This is a genomic window from Streptomyces sp. NPDC049954, from assembly GCF_040656295.1.
GTDB lineage: Bacteria > Actinomycetota > Actinomycetes > Streptomycetales > Streptomycetaceae > Streptomyces.
Genome location: NZ_JBFALS010000007.1, coordinates 128,661 through 149,570, shown reverse-complemented (window position 1 = coordinate 149,570; position 20,910 = coordinate 128,661). Strand labels below are relative to the sequence as shown.

19 protein-coding genes are annotated in these 20,910 nt (G+C 73.0%); 6 read left to right on the top strand and 13 right to left on the bottom strand.

The window, feature by feature from the left end; translation table 11 throughout:
• Nucleotides 1-331 precede the first annotated feature (331 nt).
• The 4 genes from AB0J21_RS17575 to AB0J21_RS17560 all read right to left on the bottom strand — a co-directional run bounded on the left by AB0J21_RS17575 (nucleotide 332) and on the right by AB0J21_RS17560 (nucleotide 3,077).
• Nucleotides 332-1,228, bottom strand: coding sequence for a fumarylacetoacetate hydrolase family protein (locus AB0J21_RS17575; RefSeq protein WP_363146882.1), 897 nt, complete (start codon nucleotides 1,226-1,228; stop codon nucleotides 332-334).
• A gap of 443 nt (nucleotides 1,229-1,671) precedes the next feature.
• Entirely contained in the window at nucleotides 1,672-2,070 is a 399-nt protein-coding gene (locus tag AB0J21_RS17570) for a YciI family protein (RefSeq protein WP_363146881.1), read from the bottom strand.
• Between the two features lie 93 nt (nucleotides 2,071-2,163).
• Nucleotides 2,164-2,550, bottom strand: coding sequence for a YciI family protein (locus AB0J21_RS17565; RefSeq protein ID WP_363146880.1), 387 nt, complete (start codon nucleotides 2,548-2,550; stop codon nucleotides 2,164-2,166).
• A gap of 26 nt (nucleotides 2,551-2,576) precedes the next feature.
• A complete protein-coding gene (locus tag AB0J21_RS17560) occupies nucleotides 2,577-3,077 on the bottom strand; it encodes an OsmC family protein (protein WP_363146879.1) in 501 nt (166 codons plus the stop codon).
• 123 nt (nucleotides 3,078-3,200) lie between these two features.
• On the opposite strand from AB0J21_RS17560, the gene AB0J21_RS17555 reads away from it, so the two are divergent.
• Nucleotides 3,201-3,512 (top strand): winged helix-turn-helix domain-containing protein, encoded by a 312-nt coding sequence (locus tag AB0J21_RS17555; protein ID WP_363146878.1) that lies wholly within the window; start codon nucleotides 3,201-3,203, stop codon nucleotides 3,510-3,512.
• A gap of 279 nt (nucleotides 3,513-3,791) precedes the next feature.
• Here the strand turns inward: AB0J21_RS17555 and AB0J21_RS17550 are convergent, their stop codons facing one another.
• The gene (locus tag AB0J21_RS17550) at nucleotides 3,792-3,932 is read right to left on the bottom strand and encodes a hypothetical protein (RefSeq protein ID WP_363146877.1); all 141 of its coding nucleotides are present in this window, start codon (nucleotides 3,930-3,932) and stop codon (nucleotides 3,792-3,794) included.
• Between the two features lie 186 nt (nucleotides 3,933-4,118).
• Here AB0J21_RS17550 and AB0J21_RS17545 point away from each other — a divergent pair, with 186 nt between their 5' ends.
• The 3 genes from AB0J21_RS17545 (at nucleotide 4,119) to AB0J21_RS17535 (ending at nucleotide 7,624) form a co-directional block, all read left to right on the top strand.
• Entirely contained in the window at nucleotides 4,119-5,720 is a 1,602-nt protein-coding gene (locus tag AB0J21_RS17545; RefSeq protein ID WP_363146876.1) for an FAD-dependent monooxygenase, read from the top strand.
• Nucleotides 5,721-5,864: 144 nt separating this feature from the next.
• Entirely contained in the window at nucleotides 5,865-6,740 is an 876-nt protein-coding gene (locus AB0J21_RS17540; protein ID WP_363146874.1) for a cyclase family protein, read from the top strand.
• A 260-nt stretch (nucleotides 6,741-7,000) separates the two neighbouring features.
• The gene (locus AB0J21_RS17535; RefSeq protein ID WP_363146873.1) at nucleotides 7,001-7,624 is read left to right on the top strand and encodes a hypothetical protein; all 624 of its coding nucleotides are present in this window, start codon (nucleotides 7,001-7,003) and stop codon (nucleotides 7,622-7,624) included.
• Here the strand turns inward: AB0J21_RS17535 and AB0J21_RS17530 are convergent.
• The 4 genes from AB0J21_RS17530 to AB0J21_RS17515 form a co-directional block, all read right to left on the bottom strand.
• A complete protein-coding gene (locus AB0J21_RS17530) occupies nucleotides 7,554-7,997 on the bottom strand; it encodes a hypothetical protein (RefSeq protein ID WP_363146872.1) in 444 nt (147 codons plus the stop codon). The two genes, AB0J21_RS17535 and AB0J21_RS17530, sit on opposite strands and share 71 nt — an antisense overlap.
• Nucleotides 7,998-8,004: 7 nt before the next feature.
• Nucleotides 8,005-9,204 (bottom strand): cyclic dehypoxanthinyl futalosine synthase, encoded by a 1,200-nt coding sequence (gene mqnC, locus AB0J21_RS17525; protein WP_363146871.1) that lies wholly within the window; start codon nucleotides 9,202-9,204, stop codon nucleotides 8,005-8,007.
• A 232-nt stretch (nucleotides 9,205-9,436) separates the two neighbouring features.
• Complete coding sequence (locus AB0J21_RS17520) at nucleotides 9,437-10,180, bottom strand: A24 family peptidase (protein ID WP_363146870.1); 744 nt, start codon at nucleotides 10,178-10,180, stop codon at nucleotides 9,437-9,439.
• A 107-nt stretch (nucleotides 10,181-10,287) separates the two neighbouring features.
• Complete coding sequence (locus AB0J21_RS17515) at nucleotides 10,288-13,323, bottom strand: BTAD domain-containing putative transcriptional regulator (protein WP_363146869.1); 3,036 nt, start codon at nucleotides 13,321-13,323, stop codon at nucleotides 10,288-10,290.
• A 317-nt stretch (nucleotides 13,324-13,640) separates the two neighbouring features.
• On the opposite strand from AB0J21_RS17515, the gene AB0J21_RS17510 reads away from it, so the two are divergent.
• Together AB0J21_RS17510 and AB0J21_RS17505 are read left to right on the top strand one after the other, a co-directional pair.
• On the top strand, nucleotides 13,641-13,919 hold the full coding sequence (locus AB0J21_RS17510; protein WP_363146868.1) for a hypothetical protein: 279 nt from the start codon (nucleotides 13,641-13,643) through the stop codon (nucleotides 13,917-13,919).
• A gap of 100 nt (nucleotides 13,920-14,019) precedes the next feature.
• Nucleotides 14,020-16,299, top strand: coding sequence for an ABC transporter permease (locus AB0J21_RS17505; protein WP_363146867.1), 2,280 nt, complete (start codon nucleotides 14,020-14,022; stop codon nucleotides 16,297-16,299).
• A 117-nt stretch (nucleotides 16,300-16,416) separates the two neighbouring features.
• On the opposite strand, the gene AB0J21_RS17500 is transcribed toward AB0J21_RS17505, so the two are convergent.
• The 4 genes from AB0J21_RS17500 to AB0J21_RS17485 form a co-directional block, all read right to left on the bottom strand.
• Entirely contained in the window at nucleotides 16,417-17,472 is a 1,056-nt protein-coding gene (locus tag AB0J21_RS17500) for an iron-siderophore ABC transporter substrate-binding protein (RefSeq protein WP_363146866.1), read from the bottom strand.
• 50 nt (nucleotides 17,473-17,522) lie between these two features.
• Nucleotides 17,523-18,323: an ABC transporter ATP-binding protein gene (locus AB0J21_RS17495; protein WP_363147217.1), complete on the bottom strand. Its 801-nt coding sequence runs from the start codon at nucleotides 18,321-18,323 to the stop codon at nucleotides 17,523-17,525.
• Between the two features lie 160 nt (nucleotides 18,324-18,483).
• Complete coding sequence (locus AB0J21_RS17490; RefSeq protein WP_363147216.1) at nucleotides 18,484-19,506, bottom strand: iron chelate uptake ABC transporter family permease subunit; 1,023 nt, start codon at nucleotides 19,504-19,506, stop codon at nucleotides 18,484-18,486.
• A 68-nt stretch (nucleotides 19,507-19,574) separates the two neighbouring features.
• The gene (locus AB0J21_RS17485) at nucleotides 19,575-20,558 is read right to left on the bottom strand and encodes an iron ABC transporter permease (protein ID WP_363147215.1); all 984 of its coding nucleotides are present in this window, start codon (nucleotides 20,556-20,558) and stop codon (nucleotides 19,575-19,577) included.
• Nucleotides 20,559-20,910 lie beyond the last annotated feature (352 nt).

Here is a 20,910-nt window from a genome sequence, read left to right as displayed (position 1 = left end):
GGGCGGTTCAGGGCGGCTCGCGTCACGATCGCTTCGAAGGCGTCGCCCGGACGGCTTCAGGTGGAGGGTGGGACCGCCCTCGGCGAGCCGCCACCTCCGAACGGTGTTCTTCCTCATGGCCGCCTCGCGGAACGTCCCGGTCTGCGCGTCCGCCCCTGTCGCACCGCCAGGCGCCCGGCGCTCGGCGCTCGGCGCCCGGCCCGCACGATCGCCCTGCTGCTGCCGTTCCACGCGGTGTCTTCACCGAGCGTGCCGACGGGGCGGGAACCGCTGTTCTCCCGTTCCTTCGGCCGGCGGGACGCTGTCGAGATGAGGGCCCCCGGCCGGGTGATCACCGTCCTTCCTCCACCGGGTTGTGCAGTTCGCCGACGCCGCCGACGACGGTATGCAGGGTGTCGCCGGGCCGGAGATAACCCGGCGGGGACATGAAGTGGCCGACGCCGGCGGGCGAGCCGGTCACGAGGATGTCCCCGGGTACCAGCGGCACGCACTCGCTGACCGACGCGATCAGCGTCGGCAGGTCGAAGACGAGGTCGCCGAGATCACTGTCCTGGCGGAGTTCGTCGTTGACGTAGGTCCGCAGCGTGATCTTCGTCGGGTCGGTGACCTCGTCGGCGGTCAGCAGCCAGGGCCCGGTCGGCAGGAACGTCGCGTAGGACTTGCTGCGGAAGTGCTGCCAGTAGAAGTCCGTGTCCTCGTCCTCGCCGGTCTGGATGTCGCGGGCGGTGACGTCGCTGCACGCCATGAAGCCGGCGACGTGGCTCATCGCCTCGTCGGCGCTCACGTGCGAGCCGGCCCTGCCGATCACCACGGCCAGTTCGGTCTCGTAGTCGAGCTTCCGGGTGTCAGCGGGTCGCACGATCGGGTCGTGAGGCCCGCACAGGGCGGACACCGCCTTCGTGATGAGCATCGGCCGTTTGGCGATGTGCCCGCCCGTGTGGGTGGATGCCTCCGCCACGTGCGATCTGGTGTTCGCTCCGACAGCGACGATGCTGCGTGGGCGGGTGACGGGAGGCCCGAGCCGCATCCCCTCCAGCGGATGGCTCCTCGCCGTGTCCGCCCAGTCCGCCAGAGCCTCGCCGAGCACCGGCAGCAGTCCCAGTACGGCGTTCATACCGGCCGAGACGCCGTACCGGGCGAGGAACGGCGTCAGCGGCACCCACCGGTCCTCCTCCACCAGCAGGGCGGGCTGTTCACTCTCCTGCGGTCCTACGCTCAGAAGTTTCACTTCGGGTCCCTGTTCTTCGGTCGGTTCGTACGCCCGTACGGAGACGAGGTGCGAGGTGCGAGCGGCTGTGGAGCACTGGTTCATTCGAATCCGGCACCGGTTCCGTGCCGTCCGGCCCGCCCCGTCGGGCCCGGGCAGGCCGGCACGGTCGATCCCGCAGCACCGCCCAGGACAGTGAGGCGGCGGGCCGCCGGAGTTTCCTGCTCGCCCTGGCGTCGCCCCGGATCAGCGGCACCACCGGGCTCGTCGTCCATCCGATCGCGCTGCTCCGAACCGGCTCGGGGGCCGCTCCGCGCACAACGGGCCGCGCCCGCGGCGAGAAGGAGTTGCCCTCCGGCAGCAGCCCCTCACTGCCGCGGCATGACACCGGCCGACACCGTCCCCCGGAGGCCGGCCGGTCGCAGCACTGGAAGGCCCGGCGCCCGCGCCCCCGGGCCGACGGGTCAGGTGATCTTGGGGCGGCCGGCCGAGTAGAAGACCTGGACCGTGTAGGTCCCCTCGTTCAGCATCCACTCCCGGATGGTGAAGGTGCGCGCTCCGCTCTTGTGCATCGGGTCGTCCTCGGCGATCCTGACCGCCTCCTCCATGGACTCGGCGCGGTAGATGAACAACCCCTCGCCCAACCACTCCTGCAAGTCCTCGCTCGCGAGCGGACCGGCGGCGAACATGGTGCCGCCGACCTCAAGCCGGGTCTGGAACTTCACGTGCTCGTCCAGGACTTCCTGGATCGGCCCGAGACCGTTGGCCGGTTTGGACGAGACGACGTACAACCGCTTCGCCAGCAGGCCGTGGGACTCGGAGAAGGCGACCATCTCTGGCCAGCTCATTCGTGGTGCGGTCATGTGCAGGGACTTCCTCTCTGGTGCGGAATCCGGATTCCGGGGTGTGGGGAGGTGGCTGCCGGGAGGGGTGGGCCAGGGGTGGAGGGCCGGCGGTCAGGAGATCGTGAAGCTGTTGTCGAAGAGCTTCAGTTCCAGGGTGAGACTGCCCTCGTTGAGCTGCCATCCGCGCACGGTGTTACGCCGGAGGCCCGCCCGGCAGAACGGCTCCGTCCGGGCGTCGGCCTCGGCGGCCGCCCGGGACTCGGCCCGTACGATCGCCATTCCACTGCCGTCCCAGCCGGTCTCGTCGCCGAGTTGGCCGGAGAGGAAGAGCGTCCCGTTGTTCTCCCGCTCGATCAGCCACGCGAGGTGCTCGTCCAGATGTGGCCCGAGGACCGACAGGGGATCCCCGGTGGGTGCGATCATGATCATGTCCAGCAGGTAGAGCTGCTGCTGACGGAGTTTCGCCAGTAGGTCCTGCGGACCCGGTGTCCCTGCCATGCGCGTTCCTCTCTGTCTCAGCCGTCTCAGCCGTTGCGGACGTCTCGGCCGTTTCGGACGGTGATCTCACTGGTGATCTCGATGCATCCGCCGATGCTGCGAGCGATCGGGCAGTAGCGGGCATGGGTCTCGTGGGCCCGGCGAACCTTGGCCTCGTCGACGTCGTCGTCCAGCGTCAGCGTGTAGGCGACGTGGATGGCCCGGACGCGGATCACGCCCCCGTCGACGACGAGCGCGCCCCTTCCCTCGGCGGTGAGCCGGCCGTTGGCGGTGCTCTGCCCGATCGCGCCCAGGCGCCCCCCGAGGGTGCCGCTGAGGCAGGCCACGGTGGCACCGACGAGGTAGTCCAGCGTGGTCGCCATCGGCTCGAACTGGCCCTCGGCCAGTCCGTAGTGCTCGGCGACCTCGTCCCGGACACCCATGGGGACCTGCTGTGGAGTCAGCGGCAGGTCGACGAGCTTGGCGCGGCCGGGGGCGCCGGCGACACGGACGATCGAGGTACCGAGTAGTTCATCGGACGTTGTCACTGCGGGTCCTCCGTCGAAGTGGCGGATGCGCGGATCGCCGGCGAGCCCAAGCGTTAAGGTATGCCTGGAGGCGTACGTAAGGAAGGTACGCATCGACACGTACCTTGTCCAGGGGGTGAACCGATGGCGGAAGACGAGTTGGCGCATCCACCCGTCGAGGAGTTGCAGGTGGGGCCCGTCCTCCTGGCGCTGGCCGACGCCAAGCGGCGCCGGGTCGTGGCCGAACTGGCCGAACGGCCGGACGAGGAGCGCCTGTGCGCCTCCTTCGAGCTCACGGTGAGCAAGTCCAGTCGCACCCGTCACTGGCGAGTGCTGCGCGAAGCGGGCCTGGTGTACCAGCGGGACGCCGGTAACGGCCTGTACATCCGTCTCCGCAAGACGGACCTGGACCGCCGGTTCCCGGGCCTCATCGAGGCCGTGATCGCCGCGGACTGACGGCGGCTGCCGACCTCGGACGCGCGGCGTCGTCAAGGTGGGCGAACGGCTCGTCGCCGAGTGGCGGCGGCGATGCCCGGCATCGACGGCGCGGGTGGGCCGTCCGGCCCGGCCACGCTCGCGTCAGGGTGTCCCGCGACTCCGCCGGCGCCGGACCCGGCCGGCCACCGGGTTCCCGTTCCAGGTCGCGGAGGGTCCGGGGCGACGTCGTGACGCCGACAGCCCGCCGCGGCCAGCCCGACGAGGGTCCGCGCGGAGACCCCGACCCCGGCTCACCGGTCAGGAGCCTCCGTCGATGAGCTGCCGGACGGCGCGGCACGTCGTCCGGCGGGTGACGCCCGCACGGCGGACCGGCTCGCCGATGCCGAGGGACGTGTCGCGGCCGAGGTGCGCGAGCACGGTCGTGCGCGCGCACGCCACGGGGCCACTTCCGCGGCCTCCAGACGCGCCACGAGCCCATCGGAGCACCACCGTCGGCCTCGTCGCACGGGCACGCGCAGCGGCAGTTACACCTCCGGGCGATCTTCGGCCCTCAGGGGTTCGCAAGTCTCCCGCCCGGAGTTACAGTCCCAGTGTCAGTAAAGCTAACACTGGGAGTGTGGTTGCATGACGGGCTATGACGTGGACGTCCTGGTGGCAGGGGCCGGACCGGTCGGGCTGATGGCGGCCTCACGGCTGGCACGGTCGGGGGTGTCGGTTCGCCTGGTGGATGCCGCGGACGGTCCTGCGACGACCAGTCGTGCGCTGGGTGCCCATGCGCGGAGTCTGGAGATCTACGACCAGCTCGGGCTCGTCGGCGAGATCGCGCCGCACGGCACGAGGATCAACACGTTCGTCCGCCACCAGGACGGGCGCGGGAGGCGGCTCGACTTCGATTTCGCAGGTCTGCCGACCCGGTTCCCGTACATGTTCAACGTCGATCAGGTGATCATCGAACGGGTGCTGCGTGGGGCCGCCGCGTCGGCCGGGGTCGCGGTGGAATGGGGCACGCGGCTGGAGTCGTTCGAGCAGGACGACGACGCCGTCACGGCGGTGCTGCGCGGCGGCGACGGCTCCGGTGCGGCGCACGAGACCGTACGGGCCCGGTACCTGTGGGGCTGCGACGGCGGGCACTCGACCGTCCGCAAGACCCTCCAGCTACCCCTGACGGGCGAGCCCGCGCACACCTGGCTGATCGCCGACGCGATCGTGCACACCGACGTGGACCGCGACGGCGTGCACTGGCTTTTCCCTCCAGGCGGCGCGCTGATGCTGTTCCCGTTTCCGGAGCCGGGCAAATGGCGGCTGCTGGACACCACCGGCGAGGGGCGGCCGGAGGACCCCGAGCAGATCGCCCGGCAGTTCGGCACCAAGCTGTCGCAGGCACTGGAGCGCGAGACCGTCGTCGAGAACCCCAGCTGGGCTTCGAAGTTCACCATCCAGCAGCGCGCGGTACCCGCGATGCACGTCGGGCGGTGCTTCGTCTCGGGCGACGCCGCCCATGTCCATTCCCCCGCGTCGGGGCAGGGCCTCAACACCGGTGTCCAGGACGCCTACAACCTGGCGTGGAAGCTGGCCATGGTCGTCCACGGCCAGGCCGACGCCGCCCTGCTCGACACCTACGACGGCGAGCGCGTACCCATCGGCCAGGCCCTGCTCGCCTCCACCGGCGAGGTCATGGGAACCGTGATGGTCGACACCGCCGGCGGCGGCACCTCTCACTCCCTGGATTCGATGCGGGAGTTCCAGCACCAGCTCATCCGGAGCATGTCCGGTCTGGCCATCGCCTACCCCGACAGCCCGCTGACGGTCCCCGACGACGAGCCGGGCGAGGGCCCGCGCCCCGGCGAGCGGCTCACGCAGCTCTCAGCCGCCGACGCGCAGTCACCCGGCTGGACGGTCCTGCGGGCGAGGCTCAGGGCGCCTGCCTGGCACCTGCTCGTCTTCACCGGGAGCGAGGACGCCACCGGGCGGGATCACCTCACCGCCGTGACCGGGACGCTACCGGCCTGGGTGGACACCGTGACGATCAGCCGGGACCCGGACGACGGCCACGGCGTGTGGGACCCCGACGGCCGGGTCCACGACACCCTGGCCGCGACCGGCGGGGACTGGATCCTCGTCCGCCCCGACGGCTACCTCAGCGCCCGTGGCACCGCGGGCACCAGCCTCCGCGCCGCCCTGGACCGGCTGACGAGCCTCCACTGGCCGGGGTCGGCACCCGCGTGATCAGCGGATACCGCCTTCCGAGGGTCGGGGAGCACGCAGCGCGGGTGGATTCGGTGGGGCTTCGCGCGCCACGAGGCCGCGCGGAGCCCCAGGACACGGAGCCCCAGGGCACGAAGGCACAGGACACGAGGAAAGAGATTCGGGATGACCGAGAACGATCTGCCCCTCAACTGGGGACGCTGGGGTGACACCGACGAGATCGGTGCGCTCAACCTCATCGACGGAGCGGCACGGTCACGCGCCGCGGCCGAAGTACACGACGCGACCTCGGTGAGCCTGGCGCGTCCCACTGCCCCCATACCGCTCACCACGGGCCTCGCGCCCGTCGGGAGCCCCGCCACGGTGCCCGCGCCCGTCATGCAGGTCGTGAACTTCAACGGGGCCCGGCCCGTGGCCCTCACGGACTCCTTGCTCATCAACACGCACAACGCCGGACTGACGCACTTCGACGCCCTCTCCCACATCCCTGTCGGCGACAAGGTCTATCCCGGCGTCCCGTTGCAGGACGCCGTCACCCCGACCGGGGTACGCCACGCCTCCGCTGACCACGCCGCTGGAGGTGTCGTCACGCGGGGCGTCCTCCTGGACCTGGCCCCCGATCACGGGAGGCTCGACGCGGACCACCGCGTCAGCGGAACAGACCTCGACGCGGCGCTCGACCGAGCGGGTACGTCGGTGCACCCGGGCGACGCGATCGTCGTCCGCGGTGGCTGGGACGTGAACCAGCCCATGGCGCAGCCCGTACCAGGGCTGGACCTCAGCGCCGTCGACTGGCTGGACGAGCACGGTGCGGCCCTCTACATCGGTGACATCAGCGACGCCCGCCCGCCGAGCTTCCCGATGCCGATGCATCAGGTCGCCCTGGCACGGCTCGGCCTGCCGCTGGTGGACGGCGCCAAGCTCGACGACCTCGCCGACCGGTGCGCCCGGCTACGGCGGTGGAGCTTCATGCTCGTTCTCGCGCCGCCTCGCATCACGGGCACCACGGGGCTCGCGGTCAATCCGATCGCGATCTTCTGACCGCGAACCGGTCAGGTCCACCGCGGTTCGCTCTGCGTGTGTCGCCGTCCACCTGACACGGGCTCCGCGCCTGACAGGCCATCCGGACACGTCACGAGGACACGGACTGCCGAGCGGATCGGGCAGTCCACCCGGGGGACATCGCGCGGGCGCTCGCGGGGCGGGGCGTCACCGCGCTGCCAGATCGTCCCGGCCCTGAGGCGTCCAACCGTCACCAAGGGGTACCCGGCCCTCCACAACACGGCCTGAAAGTGGGGGAGATGGCGGAGAAGAAGTGGGGTGAGCGGCTGCTCGGGCCGGAGGCCGGTGCGGTGCTGGCCTTTGTGCTGGTCCTGGCCCTCCGGCTGCTCATGGGCAGCGACGTCTACAAGGCGGCCGGCAACGCGCTGTGGCTCGCGGGCGTCGGCTACGTGGTCACGCGCGGGCGGTGGCGCTCGGACGCCAAGCGGCTGGGCACCACGAGCGAGCGGGTACGGGCGGCCGACGAGTACATCCGCAAGGCCGAGGTGCCCGGTGATCCGGAGGAGCGCCGGGTGGTCGCGGCCGTCGTGGCCCGCCGCCGGGAGCAGTTGGGCGGGCGGCGCGCGTGGGTGGCCCTCGCCTTCCTGATCGTGCTGTTCACCGGTGTCGCCGTACTGGGCCTCGTGTCCGGGGAGCCGTCCCTCGTGGCCGTCATGGTGATCGGTGCCGTGGGCATGGCGCTACTGGTGGTCTTCACCCGCCGGCGCACCGGGCGCAGGCTCGGGGAGATGGAGCGGCGTCCGGGCGAGGTGGCGGGCGGCGGGGACGCGGAGCGACGGGTGCCCGGGCGGTTCAACGCCTCCGGTGCACCAGTCGCCCCGCGCACACCGTCGCCACGCACTCCGGGCCGTCCAGCACGCTGAAGTCGGCCCGCGCCCCGACGGTGAGCGGGGCCGGCACGGCGCTCGCCACGAGGCGTACGTCGGCGCGGGCGGCGGCGGAGCGCAGGGCCTGGTCCTGGCCGACGCGGTCGGCGAGGACGGCGGTCGCCCCGGACTTGAGCAGTTCGTGGACGGTCTCGCGCGGGCTCGGCGCCCCGGGCAGCGGCCCCGTGTGGACGCGGGCCGGTCCGAGCAGTCCGGGCCACTCCCGTACGCGTGCGGCGGGGTGCAGGGCGCGGGCCTCGGCGAGCGGGCCGACGTGGACGATCCGGTCGCCGGACACGGCGACGGCGCCCTCCTTCAGGAGAGTGCCGTCGCCCGCGTCCAGCACGGGCGCGGTGTGCAGGGTGAGCACGGCCCGCTCAGGTGGTGGGCAGGAGCTTCAGCTCCGGGTGCGCGGTGCCGCCCGCGATGGCGGTCGAGGAGATGTGCGAGGCGACGCGGTCGTCGACCGGGTCGTTCGCCGGGTCCTCGTGGACCACGATGTGCTCGTACGTCGTGGTGCGCTGCGCGGGTACGCGGTCGGCGGTGCGGATCAGCTCGATCAGCTCCTGCCGGTTGGAGCGGTGCTTGGCGCCCGCCGAGGAGACGACGTTCTCCTCCAGCATGACCGAGCCGAGGTCGTCGGCGCCGTAGTGCAGGGAGAGCTGGCCGATCTCCTTGCCGGTGGTGAGCCAGGAACCCTGGATGTGGTTGACGTTGTCGAGGTAGATGCGGGCGATCGCGATCATCCGCAGGTACTCGAACATGGTGGCCTGGGTCTTGCCCTTGAGGTGGTTGTTCTCGGCCTGGTAGGTGTACGGGATGAAGGCACGGAAGCCGCCCGTACGGTCCTGGACGTCCCGGATCATGCGCAGGTGCTCGATGCGTTCGGCGTTGGTCTCGCCGGTGCCCATGAGCATCGTGACGGTCGACTCGACGCCCAGGTTGTGGGCGGTCTCCATGATCTCCAGCCAGCGCTCGCCGGACTCCTTGAGCGGCGCGATGGCCGTGCGGGGGCGGGCCGGGAGGAGTTCCGCTCCGGCGCCCGCGAAGGAGTCGAGGCCGGCCGCGTGGATGCGGCGGATGGCCTCCTCGGCGCTGACCTGGGAGATCTTCGCCATGTGCGCGATCTCGGAGGCGCCCAGGGAGTGGATGACGAGCTGCGGGAACGCCTTCTTGATCGCGGAGAAGTGCTCCTCGTAGTACTCGACGCCGTAGTCGGGGTGGTGCCCGCCCTGGAACATGATCTGCGTGCCGCCGAGTTCGACGGTCTCCGCGCAGCGGCGCAGGATGTCGTCGAGGTCGCGGCTCCAGCCCTTCGCGGTGTCCTTGGGGGCCGCGTAGAACGCGCAGAACTTGCACGCCGTGACGCACACGTTGGTGTAGTTGATGTTCCGCTCGATGATGTACGTCGCGATGTGCTCGGTACCGGCGTACCGGCGGCGGCGGATCGCGTCGGCGGCGGAGCCGAGGGCGTGCAGCGGGGCGAAGCGGTAGAGGTCCAGCGCTTCCTCGGCGGTGATCCGGCCGCCCGCGGCGGCACGGTCCAGGACGGACTGAAGGCCGGTCTGCTCGGTCACCGGGCTGTCACCTTTTCCCTACGGGTTCGGGGCGGTCGCTTCCTCGTCTCACCGGGCCCGCCGTGTTCTGACGTGCGCCACAAGACCGATTCAGCCTACGCCAGCCACCGGGGGGCGCCGGGCGGGGGCACGAAACGGGCAGTCCGGGCCGGATTCCCGGGCTCCCGGGCCCTCGGGCTCTTGGCCCCTCGGACTCCCGGGTTCCCGCCCCGCGGCCGCACGCCGCCCCGCCTCACACCCCGAGCGCCCCTGTCGCCAGGCCCAGGAACGCCCCGGCCAGCAGGAACGGGCCGAAGGGGATCGCCGTGCGCCGTCCGGCCCCGCGCAGGGCGACGAGGACGAGCCCGTACAGCCCGGCGAGCACGAACCCGGCGAAGGTGCCGAGCAGCAGGACGCCCCAGCCGTACCAGCCGAGGACGACACCGAGGGACAGCGCGAGCTTGACGTCGCCGAAGCCCATTCCGGCCGGGCTGATCAGGAACATCACGAAGTAGCCGCCCGCGAGCGCCGCCCCGCCGAGCAGGGCCCCCGTCCAGGAGCCGCCGTGGCCGGGCAGCAGCGCGGCGGCGCCCAGCAGCAGGGCGGCGAGGGCGGCGGCCGGGAGGGTCAGCGGGTCGGGCAGCCGCTGCACGCGCAGGTCGGTGCGGAAGAGCAGGACGCCGAGGGGCGCGAGCAGCAGCCACACGCCGAGTTCCGGCCGGGGCCCCGTCGCGGTGGCGAGCAGCGCGCACACCAGGGCGCAGGCCAGGGACAGCGCGAGGGCGGCGGGACCGTACCGTTCGCCGGACTCCTCGGGGCATACGGCGGGACCGGCCCAGCCCCGTATCGGATGGCCCCGCGGACAGCCGGAGGCCCACGGCTCCCCCGCCGGTACGGCGAAGCGGTGCGCGGCGCGCGGCAGCAGGGCCCCGGTGACGGCACCCCACAGCGCGCCGCCCAGGACGAGGGCGAGGTCGGGGGCGAGGCCGGTACTCACGGTTGTCCCGTCCGTTCCGTCAGTTCCGTCAGTTCGGTAGGTGCCGTCGGTCACGTCGGTCACGTCGGTGCCGTCAGATACGTCGGTGCCGTCTCGGTCGCGCGTGCTCAGCCCGCGGTGCCCGAGGTGGGGGCGCGTCCGCCGGGCAGGAGTTCTTCGAGCAGCGCCTCGGTGCGCGGCGGCAGTCCGCGGGCGCCGGCGCGCGTGGTGAGGTCGGCGGCCAGGGCGCGCAGCCGGTCCTCGTCGCCGGTGGCGTGGGTGGCGCGCAGCAGTTCGTTCCACAGGCGTTCGTCGAGCGGCGAGGTGGACAGGGCCCGTTCCAGCGCCTCAATGGCCTTGGTGGCGCGGTCCTTCTCCAGATGGAAGGCGGACAGGGCGAGCCCGATGTCCGCGACGAGCAGCGGGAGTTGGGCGTCTATGATCTCGTGCCCGAGCCAGCCGTAGCGGCCTTCGGGGCGGTCCGCGAGCAGGGGGCCGCGGACGAGGCCGAGCGCGTCGGTCAGCAGCCGGCCGCGTACCGCGCGGTTCCGCGCCCCCTCCCCGGCGGTCGCCTGGTGGTAGAGGGAGCGCAGGACGTCGAGGTCGGAGACGACGGACGCGTCGAGCAGGAGCCGGCCGGTGTCGTCGGCGCGCAGCCGGGGCGCGCCGTCCTCGGTGGTGCCGAGCCATTCCCGCAGCCGGGTGAGGATCGCCTCGCGCACGTCGTCGGTGACGCCGCGCGGCCACAGCGCGGAGGCGAGCACCCGGGGGTGGACGCCCTCGCGGTGCAGGAGGAGCAGGGCGAGGGCCTCGCGCAGCAGCGGGCTGCGTTCGGCGTCGGGGGTGTCGAGGCCGATGAGTTCGTAGGGGCCGACGAGCCGCGCGTACACGGCGGGCCGCCCCTGTTCGCTGATGTCGACGAGGAACGGGGGGCGCTGCGCGGCGCCGCCGGGGCCTTGTCCGTCGGGTCCTTCGCCGTCCCCCTCGCCGTCCCCCTCGCCGCCCGCCTCGGCGAACAGCCGGGCCAGCGCGCGGTGTTGTGCGGCGGGCACGAGCTGCGCGTCGAGTTCCAGGCCGAGCAGCGGGGCGAGCAGCCTGCCCTCGGCGGTGATCTCCATCTCCCAGGCGGCGCCCGGCAGTTCGCCGCTGTCGGTGCCGACGAGGTAGCCGATGCCGAGGCGCGCGGCGTCGACGGCGAGTTCGGCGAGCCGGGCGGCCTCCTCCGCGTCGGGTTCGGCGGCGAGCAGGACGAGGTGCGGGGCCCAACGGGCGCTGTGCGCGGGCCCGGTGCGGCCGGTGAGCACGGAATCGACCCCGGCGGTGCCGAGCGCTCCGCGCCGCTGCCGGGTCTCGGCCTCCATCGTCTCCAGGAGCGCCTCGACGTCGTCGAGGTGGCGCAGCCGGGACGGGGCGAGCGGCAGCAGGTCGGCGCCGAAGCCGACGAGGGTGATCGTCATGCGGTCGGACCAGCCGTTGGTGGCGAGTTCGGCGGCGACCGAGGAGAACACGGCCTGCCGGTCCTCGGGGGCGCCGCTGAGCGAGACGAGCCCGGGGACGGCCTCCAGGTTGAGCAGGAGCCGTGACCCGTCGAGGGTGCCGAGGCCGACGAGCCCCGGGTAGGGCGCGGCGGTGTCGCGTCCGCCGCCGTCCCGGTTCTCCGCCGCCTCCTCCTCGGAGGTCGCGGCGAGGTGGTCGGCGTCGGTGCGGGCGAGCCGCCAGAAGGTGTGGTCCTGGCCGAGCTGCCAGGGGGCGGGCGGCTGCCCGGCGGGCTGGGCGAGCTGGAGGTGCAGGTCGCCCTCGCTGAGCCACGCGGCGTACACGACGGGCAACGGCCTTGACTGCGCGCCGAGTTCGGCGGCGAGGGAGCGCAGCGAGCGGTCCAGCAGCCGTACGGCCCCGGGGTCGGCGCCGACGAGCAGCGCGTCCTGGACGTCGGCGACGTCTCCGGTGGGCGTGGGCGGTTCCATGCCGCGCCGCCCGCCGACCGCGTCCGTCGCCGACCGCCACAGGGCGGCCCGGCGGCGCCGTCCGAGCGCGCCGAGCAGTCCGGCGGCGAGCAGCGGGGCGCCGAGCAGCGCCTCGGGGAGCCCGAAGGAGTGCGCGGAGGCGTCCCCGGCGGTGGCGCGGGCACCGCCCGGGGCCGCCTCCCCGGCCTCGCCGGCCGGGCGCTGGGCGGGCACGGTGAACTGCCCGGTGCGGGTGTCCCCCGCGCCGTCCCGCTCCTGGCTGTGGGCGGGCTGCTGCCGTACGGCTCCGCCGCGCTCCTCGCCGGTCTTCGCGTAGTCCCCGATCTGCTGCCGGACCTCCTCGGAGACCTTCGGCGCCTCGTCGGGCATCTCCACGAGTTCCCCGCCGTGCGCGTCGGCGGGCATCTCCATGATCCAGCCGGGCCGGATGAGGCTCGCCTCGGACAGCTTCGAACCGTCGGGCTGCACCCGGTCCTTGTTGAGGGCGTAGATCTCCTTGTAGCGGCGGCCGTCGCCCAGGTGGCGCTGCGAGATCTCCCACAGCGAGTCGTGGTGCCGGCCCTCGGGCGGCTGGATCCGGTAGAACTTCGTGTTCCGGTGCGCCGAATCCCCCGCGTGATCGCCCTGCTGGGCCGCCGAAGCCTGCTGGGCGGCCTGTTCGGCGACCGCGCTCGCGGTGTCCCGGCTCTGGCCGAGCAGCCCGCCGGGGGTCTGCTGCGCGGCGGCGACGGGCGGCCGGTGGTTCTCGTCGTACTGCGGCTGCCCCAACTGCGAGACGCCCGGGGCGAAACTCGCGGCGGTGGCACCCAGCAGCAGGACGGCGGCGACGAGTTGCCGGGCGAGCAGCTGACTGCCCCCGGCCCCCGGCACCCGGGACGGCAGCCCGACCCCGGACACGGCGGCCTTGACCTCGACGAGGACGCACGCGGCGAACTGCGCCCAGGCGATCCACACGACGACGGTGAGGATGCCGAGGAAGGTGTCGACGTCGATGTCCCGCTGGAGCCAGTCCATGGACGGCGCCCCGGAGGGGAACGGCGAACCGGCGTACACGAGCAGCGCGAACGGCACCCCGCCGACCAGCGCGAGCAGCGCCACGAAGGCCAGCAACGCCTTGAGCACGTCACCGAAGGTACGGCGACGCCGCGACGGAACGGGGCCCCGGGAGGCCGGAGTGCGGGACGACGTGCGAGCCATGACGGGTTTCCTGTGGGGTGGACGGGACCGGCGGGGGGACGAGAGCAGGGCCCGAGCCTAACGGGAGCGGGTACGGGCGCGCAGGGGCGAGGAGACGACAGCCGCAGCGGCCGGGGGATTTGGGGAGCGATGGACCGATACGGCCGGGCCTGGCGCCGGGGGGCCGCGGGCCCGAGGACCCCCAGGGGTGACGAGCGACGCGACGTCACGCCCTCGACGTCGACTAACTCATGCGAGTGACTCCCCCGCACAGACCGTGCCCTTGGGCAACCTTTTGAGTACTCTGCGTAATTACCCTTCTCGTTCTCGGAGGCACCGTGCACACATCAATCGGCACCCAGCACGGCGGCTTCGGGTTCAGGGGAAAGCTCACGGACGACCCGGACGACGACAACAACGTCTACATCCAGGCGAAGGTCGAGGGCTACAGCTGGAGCCGGTTCAACGGGAAGCAGAAGAAGACGGTCTCGCTCAACAAGGTCGTCTGGGACGGCGCGATGCTCTACGTGCGCACCGCCGACATCCGGGCCTGCCGGGATCGAGGATCGCTGCACCCCGACAACTGCTCCCCGACGGTCCACAGGGTCCGGCCATAGCCGAGGGAGACCGGGCGGGCGCGGCGTTCGCCGGCCGGGAAGGGGCGCTTTCCCGATGTCCGCATCTGTACGCCGACCGCCGACGTAGCCGGAGTCGCCTGTGACCACCCTTGCCCTGGGGCTGCGCCTCGTCCTGCGGGGTGGCCGGGGCTCCCGCGTCCGGTTCCTGCTGATGACGGCCGGTTGCGCGGTCGGGGTCGCGTGCCTGGCCGCCGTGCTCAGCATCCCCACGATCCTCGCCGCACATGACGGCCGCTCGGCCGCCCGCACCGCCCAGTCCGCAGGGCACGCGCAGCGGCAGGAGTCCGCCCGGCTGACGCTGTCGCTGGAGCGTACCGACCCCTTCGGGAGCCGTCCTCTGACCCGGGTCTTCGTCGCCCGCCCGGCGCACGGCACCGGCCCCACCCCGCCCGGAGTGCGCCGGCTGCCGGGGCCCGGCGAGATCCTCGTGTCCCCCGCGCTGTCCGACCTGCTCAGCGAGGCGCCCGGGCTCAAGGGCGGGCTGCCCGGCCGGATCACCGGCACCATCGCGCCCACCGGGCTCACCGGGCCGCAGGAGTTGTACGCGTACGTCGGCCGCGCCCACCGACAGCTGCCGGTGGCGGAGGCAGTGGCCGTCCGCGGCTACGGCAGCGCGTACTCCCGTACCCCCGCCGTCGACGAGACCACCCTCGAACCGCTCCGCTTCACCCTCTGCTGCCTGGTCCTGCTCCCTCTCTTCGTCTACTTCTCCGTATGCGTCCGGCTCTCGGCTGAGTCCCGCTCGCGCCGCCTCGCGTCCCTGCGGCTGCTGGGCCTGAGTGCCCGCGACACCGTGCGGGTGAGCGCCGTCGAGACGGTGTGCGCGGCCGTGATCGGCGCGGTGGCCGGTCTCGGCCTGCACCGCCTCGTCAACGCCGCTGTGGCCGAGACCGGTTGGGCCGGTTTGGCCTGGTACCCGGCCGACGGGCGTCCCGGTGCCGCGACCCTCGCCGCCTGCCTGCTGGGCTGCCCCGCCCTCGCCTACGCCGCCGGCCGACGCCACGCCGGAGAGGCGGCGCTGCGCCCCCTCGCCGTACGCCGCCACGAACGCTCCCCGGCGCCCCGGCGCTGGATCGCCGCCGCCACCCTCCTGCCCGGACTCGGCATCGTCAGCACCTACTGCGTCCTCGGCGTTCTCGGCGAGAAGGTCCAGCCGAGCGCCCTGACGTCCGTCCTCGTGCCCGCCGGAGCGCTGCTCACCGGCGCCGGGCTCGTCCTCGCCCTGCCCCCGGCGACGACCTGGCTCGCCGGCCGGGTCGCCGAGGCCGCGCAGAGTCTCCCGCTCACCCTCGCCATGCGCCACCACGAGGCACGTCCCGGCGCCGCCCTCCGCGTCGTAGGGGGTCTCGTCCTCCTCGTCTACGCCGCCTCCCTGACCCAGGGGGTCCTGGTGGAGATCGACCAGGTCAGCCGCAGGGACGCGCCGAACCAGGAGTACGCCGTCCCTTACGAGACGCTGTCCGCGTCCCAACGGGCGGGAATGGCCGGGGCGGAAGGGGTCGAGGGCCGGATGGTCTCCGCCGCCGCGGCCGGTTACGACTCGGGCCTGCTGGTCGCGACCTGCGCCCAGCTCAGCGCCTTCGCCGTACCGGGGAGTGTGCGCGGCTGTGTGGACGGCAAGGTCCTCGCCCTTCGCGGTGCGGGGGTCCTCACGGACAGCCGGCCCGGCGACTCCCATGCCGTGCGCCTGCGCGACGAGGACGGCCGGGCCGCGGGCCGGATCACGGTCACGGTGCCCCACGAGGCGGTGACCCTCAGCGTCGTCCAGCCCTCCGACGTGGCCTCCGCGATCCTCCTCGTCCCCCCGGCAGCCCTCCCTCCGGGGACCCATCCCGCCCGGGCCCGGCTCCTGCTGAGTGGCGCACCGCAGCCCGAAGCCGTACGCGCGGTACTCGACCGGCTCGCCGCGATCGCCCCCACCGCCAGTATCGAACCCACCGGGATCGTCATCGGATCGCTCAGTCAACTCGCCGTGATCGAGGGCCTCCTGGACACCGGAATGGTCCTCGGGCTGGCCATCGGGGTGGCCGCCTTCCTGGTCTCCGCGGCCGACAGCGCCATGGACCGCCGGGGCAGAACGGCCACCCTCACCCTCCTCGGCATCCGCACCGGCACCCTGCGGGCCGCCCAGTGCGCCCAGGTCCTGCTGCCCCTCGCTCTCGGCATCGGCGGCGCCCTCCTCGCCGGACGCCTCGCCGAGTCCAGCTACCTCGTGACCGGCGGCGGCACCGTCTTCTGGGACGGCGAGGGACTCCCCCTCCTGCTCCTGAGCGCCCTCGGCGTCCTGCTCGTCGCGGGCCTGGCCTCCCTGCCCATGGCCAGACGCCATCTCGACCCGCGCCTACTGCGCCGCGACTGAGGCCCCTTCGCCGCGAAAAGGCCGTCCGAAAGGCCACCCCAACGCAAAGGGCCACCCCAACGCGAAGGGCCGCCGGGCGTACCCGGCGGCCCTTCTCCCCTGGCGGGGGGTGCTGGTCTACTTCAGTTTCGCGGCGAGTTGGGGGACCACGTGGTCCAGCGCGTACTGGACGGAGAGGACCGAGTCGGTCGCGAAGGCCTGGCTGGACTTCTCGTCGAAGATCAGGGAGTGGCCGGCCTTGACGGAGGGGACCGCCTTGTACAGCGGGTCGTTCTCGATGGTCTTGTCGGGGACGCCGATCGCCGTCATCACGGTCAGGTCGGAGTCGAGCAGGTCCAGGTTCTCCTTGGAGATGTTGACGGAGAACCCGGCGCCCGCCTTCGCCTCGACCTTCGGGTTGTTCTTGAAGCCGAGGCGCTCGACGAAGTCGGTGCGGCCGGTGCCGTGCACGTAGGCGCCGAAGCCGTCCGAGGTGCGCGAGCCCAGCGTGATCGTCTTGTTCCTGAACTCGGGGTGCTCCTTGCGGACGGCGGCGAACTTGTCCTCCGTCTGCTTGATGAGCTGGTCGCCCTTGTCCTTCAGGCCGAGCGCGGCCGAGATCATCTGGGTCTGCTTCTTCCAGGAGATCATGTACTGGTCGCCGCCCTTGGGGACGTCGACGGTCGGCGCGATCTTGCTGAGCGTGTCGTAGCGGGTCTTGTCACCGCTCGACTTCGTGTCGAGGATCAGGTCCGGCTTGAGTTCGGCGATCTTCTCGAACTCGGGCTCCATCGTGCCGATCAGCTGGGGCTTCTGGTCGTACATGCCCTTGGCCCAGGGGCCGACGCCGTCGCCGCCGAAGGGCAGCCAGTCGCTCGCGCCGACGGGCTGCACGCCGAGCGCGAGCGCCGTCTCGGCGTCGCCCCAGCCGAGCGCCACGACGCGCTTGGGCTGCTTGTCGACGGATATCTCACCGAACTTGGTGGCGACCTTGGCGGGGAAGGCCCCCGCCGCCGCCTCGGCTCCGCCGCCGGAGCCCGACGACGCGTCCGTGTCCCCGTCGTCGGAGGAGCCGCAGGCCGCGAGGGCGACCAGGAGAGCGGCGACCCCCGCGGACATCAGGACCGGGGTACGACGGCGGGAACGGCGGGGGGTGCGCTGCCCGGGGGCGTCCGAGGCGGAGGAATGGTTCATACCGCTTAGGTTAGCCTCCCCTTATTCCCCTCGGGAACCCGGGGCGCCCCTCAGGCGGCCGTCGACTCCGTCACATGGTGCCGTCCCAGCGGTACGACCATGGGGGTGCCGGACGCCGGGTCGGGCACGACCGAGCAGCGCATCCCGAAGACCTCGGTGACCAGTTCCTGCGTCACGATGTCGTTGGGCGCGCCCTCCGCGACGATCTCGCCGTTCGCCATCGCGATGAGGTGGTCGGCGTAGCGGCACGCGAGGTTCAGCTCGTGCAGGACGGCGACCATGGTCACCCCCCGCTCCCGGTTGAGGTCGGTGAGCAGGTCGAGGACGTCGAGCTGGTGGCTGAGGTCGAGGAAGGTCGTCGGCTCGTCGAGCAGCAGGATGTCGGTGCGCTGCGACAGGGCCATCGCGATCCACACGCGCTGCCGCTGCCCGCCGGAGAGTTCGTCCACGGGCCGGTCCGCGAGGTCGAGCACGTCGGTGGAGAGCAGCGCCTCGGCCACCGCCCGGTCGTCCTCGGCGGTCCACCGGCGGAAGAAGCCCTGGTGCGGGTAGCGGCCCCGGCCCACGAGGTCGGCGACGGTGATGCCCTCGGGTGCGCTCGGCCCCTGCGGCAGGATGCCGAGCACGGCGGCGACCTCCTTCGTCGGCATCTCGCGCACCGAACGGCCGTCCAGCAGCACCGCGCCCGACAGCGGCGGCAGCAGCCGCGCCATGGACCGCAGCAGCGTCGACTTCCCGCACGCGTTGGGCCCGACGATCACCGTGAAGCTGCCCGGCGGGATGCGCACGCTCAGCCCGGGGACGATCTCCCGCCCGTCGTAGCCGAGCCGCAGGTCCCGCGCCTCCAGCAGGTGCCCGGGGGCGCTCCCCGTACCGCCGGGGGCCGCGCCCTTGTCCGGGGTGGTGTGTTCCGCGTTCACCGGCGGCGCTCCTCGTCTCGTTGGTGGCCGTGTCCGTACGGCCGGTCGGCCGCTGTCCCCGCGGCTGCCCCGGTCCTCGTCGTCCGTGCGCTCATCCGCCGCGCCCCACCCGGTTGGTGCGGGCCAGCAGCCACAGCAGGTACGGCGCGCCGACGATGCTCGTGACGACGCCGACCGGCAGCTGCACCCCGGGCAGCGCGTGCTGGGCGGCGAAGTCGGCGAGCAGCACGAGCAGCGCCCCGGTCAGCGCGGAGTGCGGCAGGACCGCGCCACGCCCCGGCAGCAGGGCGCGCGCGACGGGCGCCGACACGAAGGCGACGAAGCCGACCGGTCCGGCGGCGGCCGTCGCGACGCCCGCGAGCGCCGTACCGCACGCGAGCAGCAGCAGCCGGTCGCGTCCCACGCGGTTGCCGAGCCCCGCGGCCGTGTCGTCGCCGAGTTGCAGCACGGGCAGGGAGCGCGCGAGGAACAGCGCGGCCGGGACGAGGACGACGAGCGCGCCGAGCAGCGGCCACACCTGGGTCCAGGACCGCCCGTTGAGGCTCCCGGTCAGCCACAGGAAGGCTTCCTGCGCCTCGCGGACGTCGGAGCGCGTCATGACGTACGAGATGACGCTGACCAGTCCGGCACCGAGACCGACGCCGACGAGGACGAGGCGCGAGCCGACCACGCCCTCCCGCCAGGCCAGCAGGTAGATCGCGGCGCCGGTGACGAGCGCGCCGGTCAGGGCGCTGCCGGACAGGGCGGTGCCGCTGAGCCCGAGGATCAGGGAGCCGAGGACGGCGGCGGCGCTCGCCCCGGCGCTGATGCCGATGACGTCGGGGCTCGCGAGCGGGTTGCGCAGCAGGGTCTGGAAGAGCGCGCCCGCCATCCCGAAGCCCGCGCCGACGAGGATCGCGAGCAGTGCTCTCGGCAGCCGCAGTTCGACCACGACGAAGTGCGATCCCGCGTCGCCGCCGCCGAGCAGCGTCGACACGACGTCGCGGAGGGGGAGGACGTAGTCGCCGACGCTGACCGACACGCACAGCATCACGAGGACCGCGAGGAGCAGGACACCGCCGACCCACAGGGACCGGACCCGTCCGTGCCGCCGTACGCCGTCGACGGTGCGCACCGCCGCGTCGAGCCGGGCCGCGGCCTCGTCCTTGCCGGGCTTCGCGGGCGTCGCGGGGGCGGGCGCGCTCACAGTTCCACCAGCTTCCTGCGCCGGACCAGCCAGATGAACGGGATGCAGCCCAGGCCCGCCGTGATCACCCCGACCTGCACCTCCCCGGGCCGTGCGACGACCCGGCCGAGGATGTCGGCGAGCAGCAGCACGGTGGGCGCGAGGACCGCGCTGTACGGCAGCACCCAGCGGTAGTCGGGGCCGGTGAACAGGCGCGCGGCGTGCGGTACGGCGAGCCCGAGGAAGCCGATGGGCCCGGCGACCGCGACGGAGGCCCCGCACAGCAGGACGACGGCGGCGGCCGAACCGGCCCGCACGAGGCCGACGCGCTGGCCGAGGCCGCGCGCGACGTCGTCCCCGAGCGACAGCGCGTTGAGCTGCGGGCCGAGCAGCAGGGCGAGCACCCCGCCGGCCACGACGAAGGGGAGCGCCTGCCACAGCACGGCCCCGTCCCGGGCGCTGAGCGAGCCGACCTGCCAGAACCGGAACTGGTCGTAGCTCTGGCGGTCCCTGAGCAGGACGGCGTTGGTGAGCGCCTGGAGCACGGCGGTGGTCGCGGTGCCCGCGAGGGCGAGTTTGACGGGCGTGGCGCCCTCCCGGCCGAGCGAGCCGACCCCGTACACGAGGAGCGCGGCGAGCAGCGCGCCGAGGAAGCCGAACCAGATGTACTGGGAGGAGGAGGTCAGTCCGACGACGCTGATGGCGAAGACGACGGACAGCGAGGCGCCCGCGTTGACGCCGAGCAGCGTCGGATCGGCGAGCGGGTTGCGCGCGACGCCCTGCATGACCGTCCCGGCCAGCCCGAGGCCGACCCCGGCGAGCAGTCCGACGACGGTACGGGGCACGCGCACCTCGTGGACGACGAGCTGCCCCTTGTCGGCCGGGTCCCGGTCGAACACGGCGTGCAGGACATCGCCGAAGCCGACGTGGCCGGAGCCGATGAGCAGGCTGGCCGCGACGGTGAGGAGGAGGACGAGGAGGCAGCCGAGCAGCCCGAGCACGAGAGCGCCCCGGCCGCGCGCGGTACGGGACTTCTCCGCCTTCGGGCCGTGGTCGACGGGCTGCGGAGGGTCGCGCCGCACGAGCGGCGTGCCGCTCACCGCCGCACCGTCCGGGCGCCTGTCGTCCGCTCACGCACTGTCTCTCACCCTTGCACCCTGGCTCTTGGGGGCCCACCACCACCGGTCTGAAGTAAGGCAAGGCTAACAGTGCCTTTCCGGCCAAGCGGGCCCACCACCTGCGCCGGGCCTGGGGCGGGGGCCGGGGGCGGGGCCCGGTGCCCCCTCCCCGTACCGGCCCCGTACGCGTTACGCTCGCGCCGCCCGCCGTCCGCCCTGGGAGGCGGCCGGACCA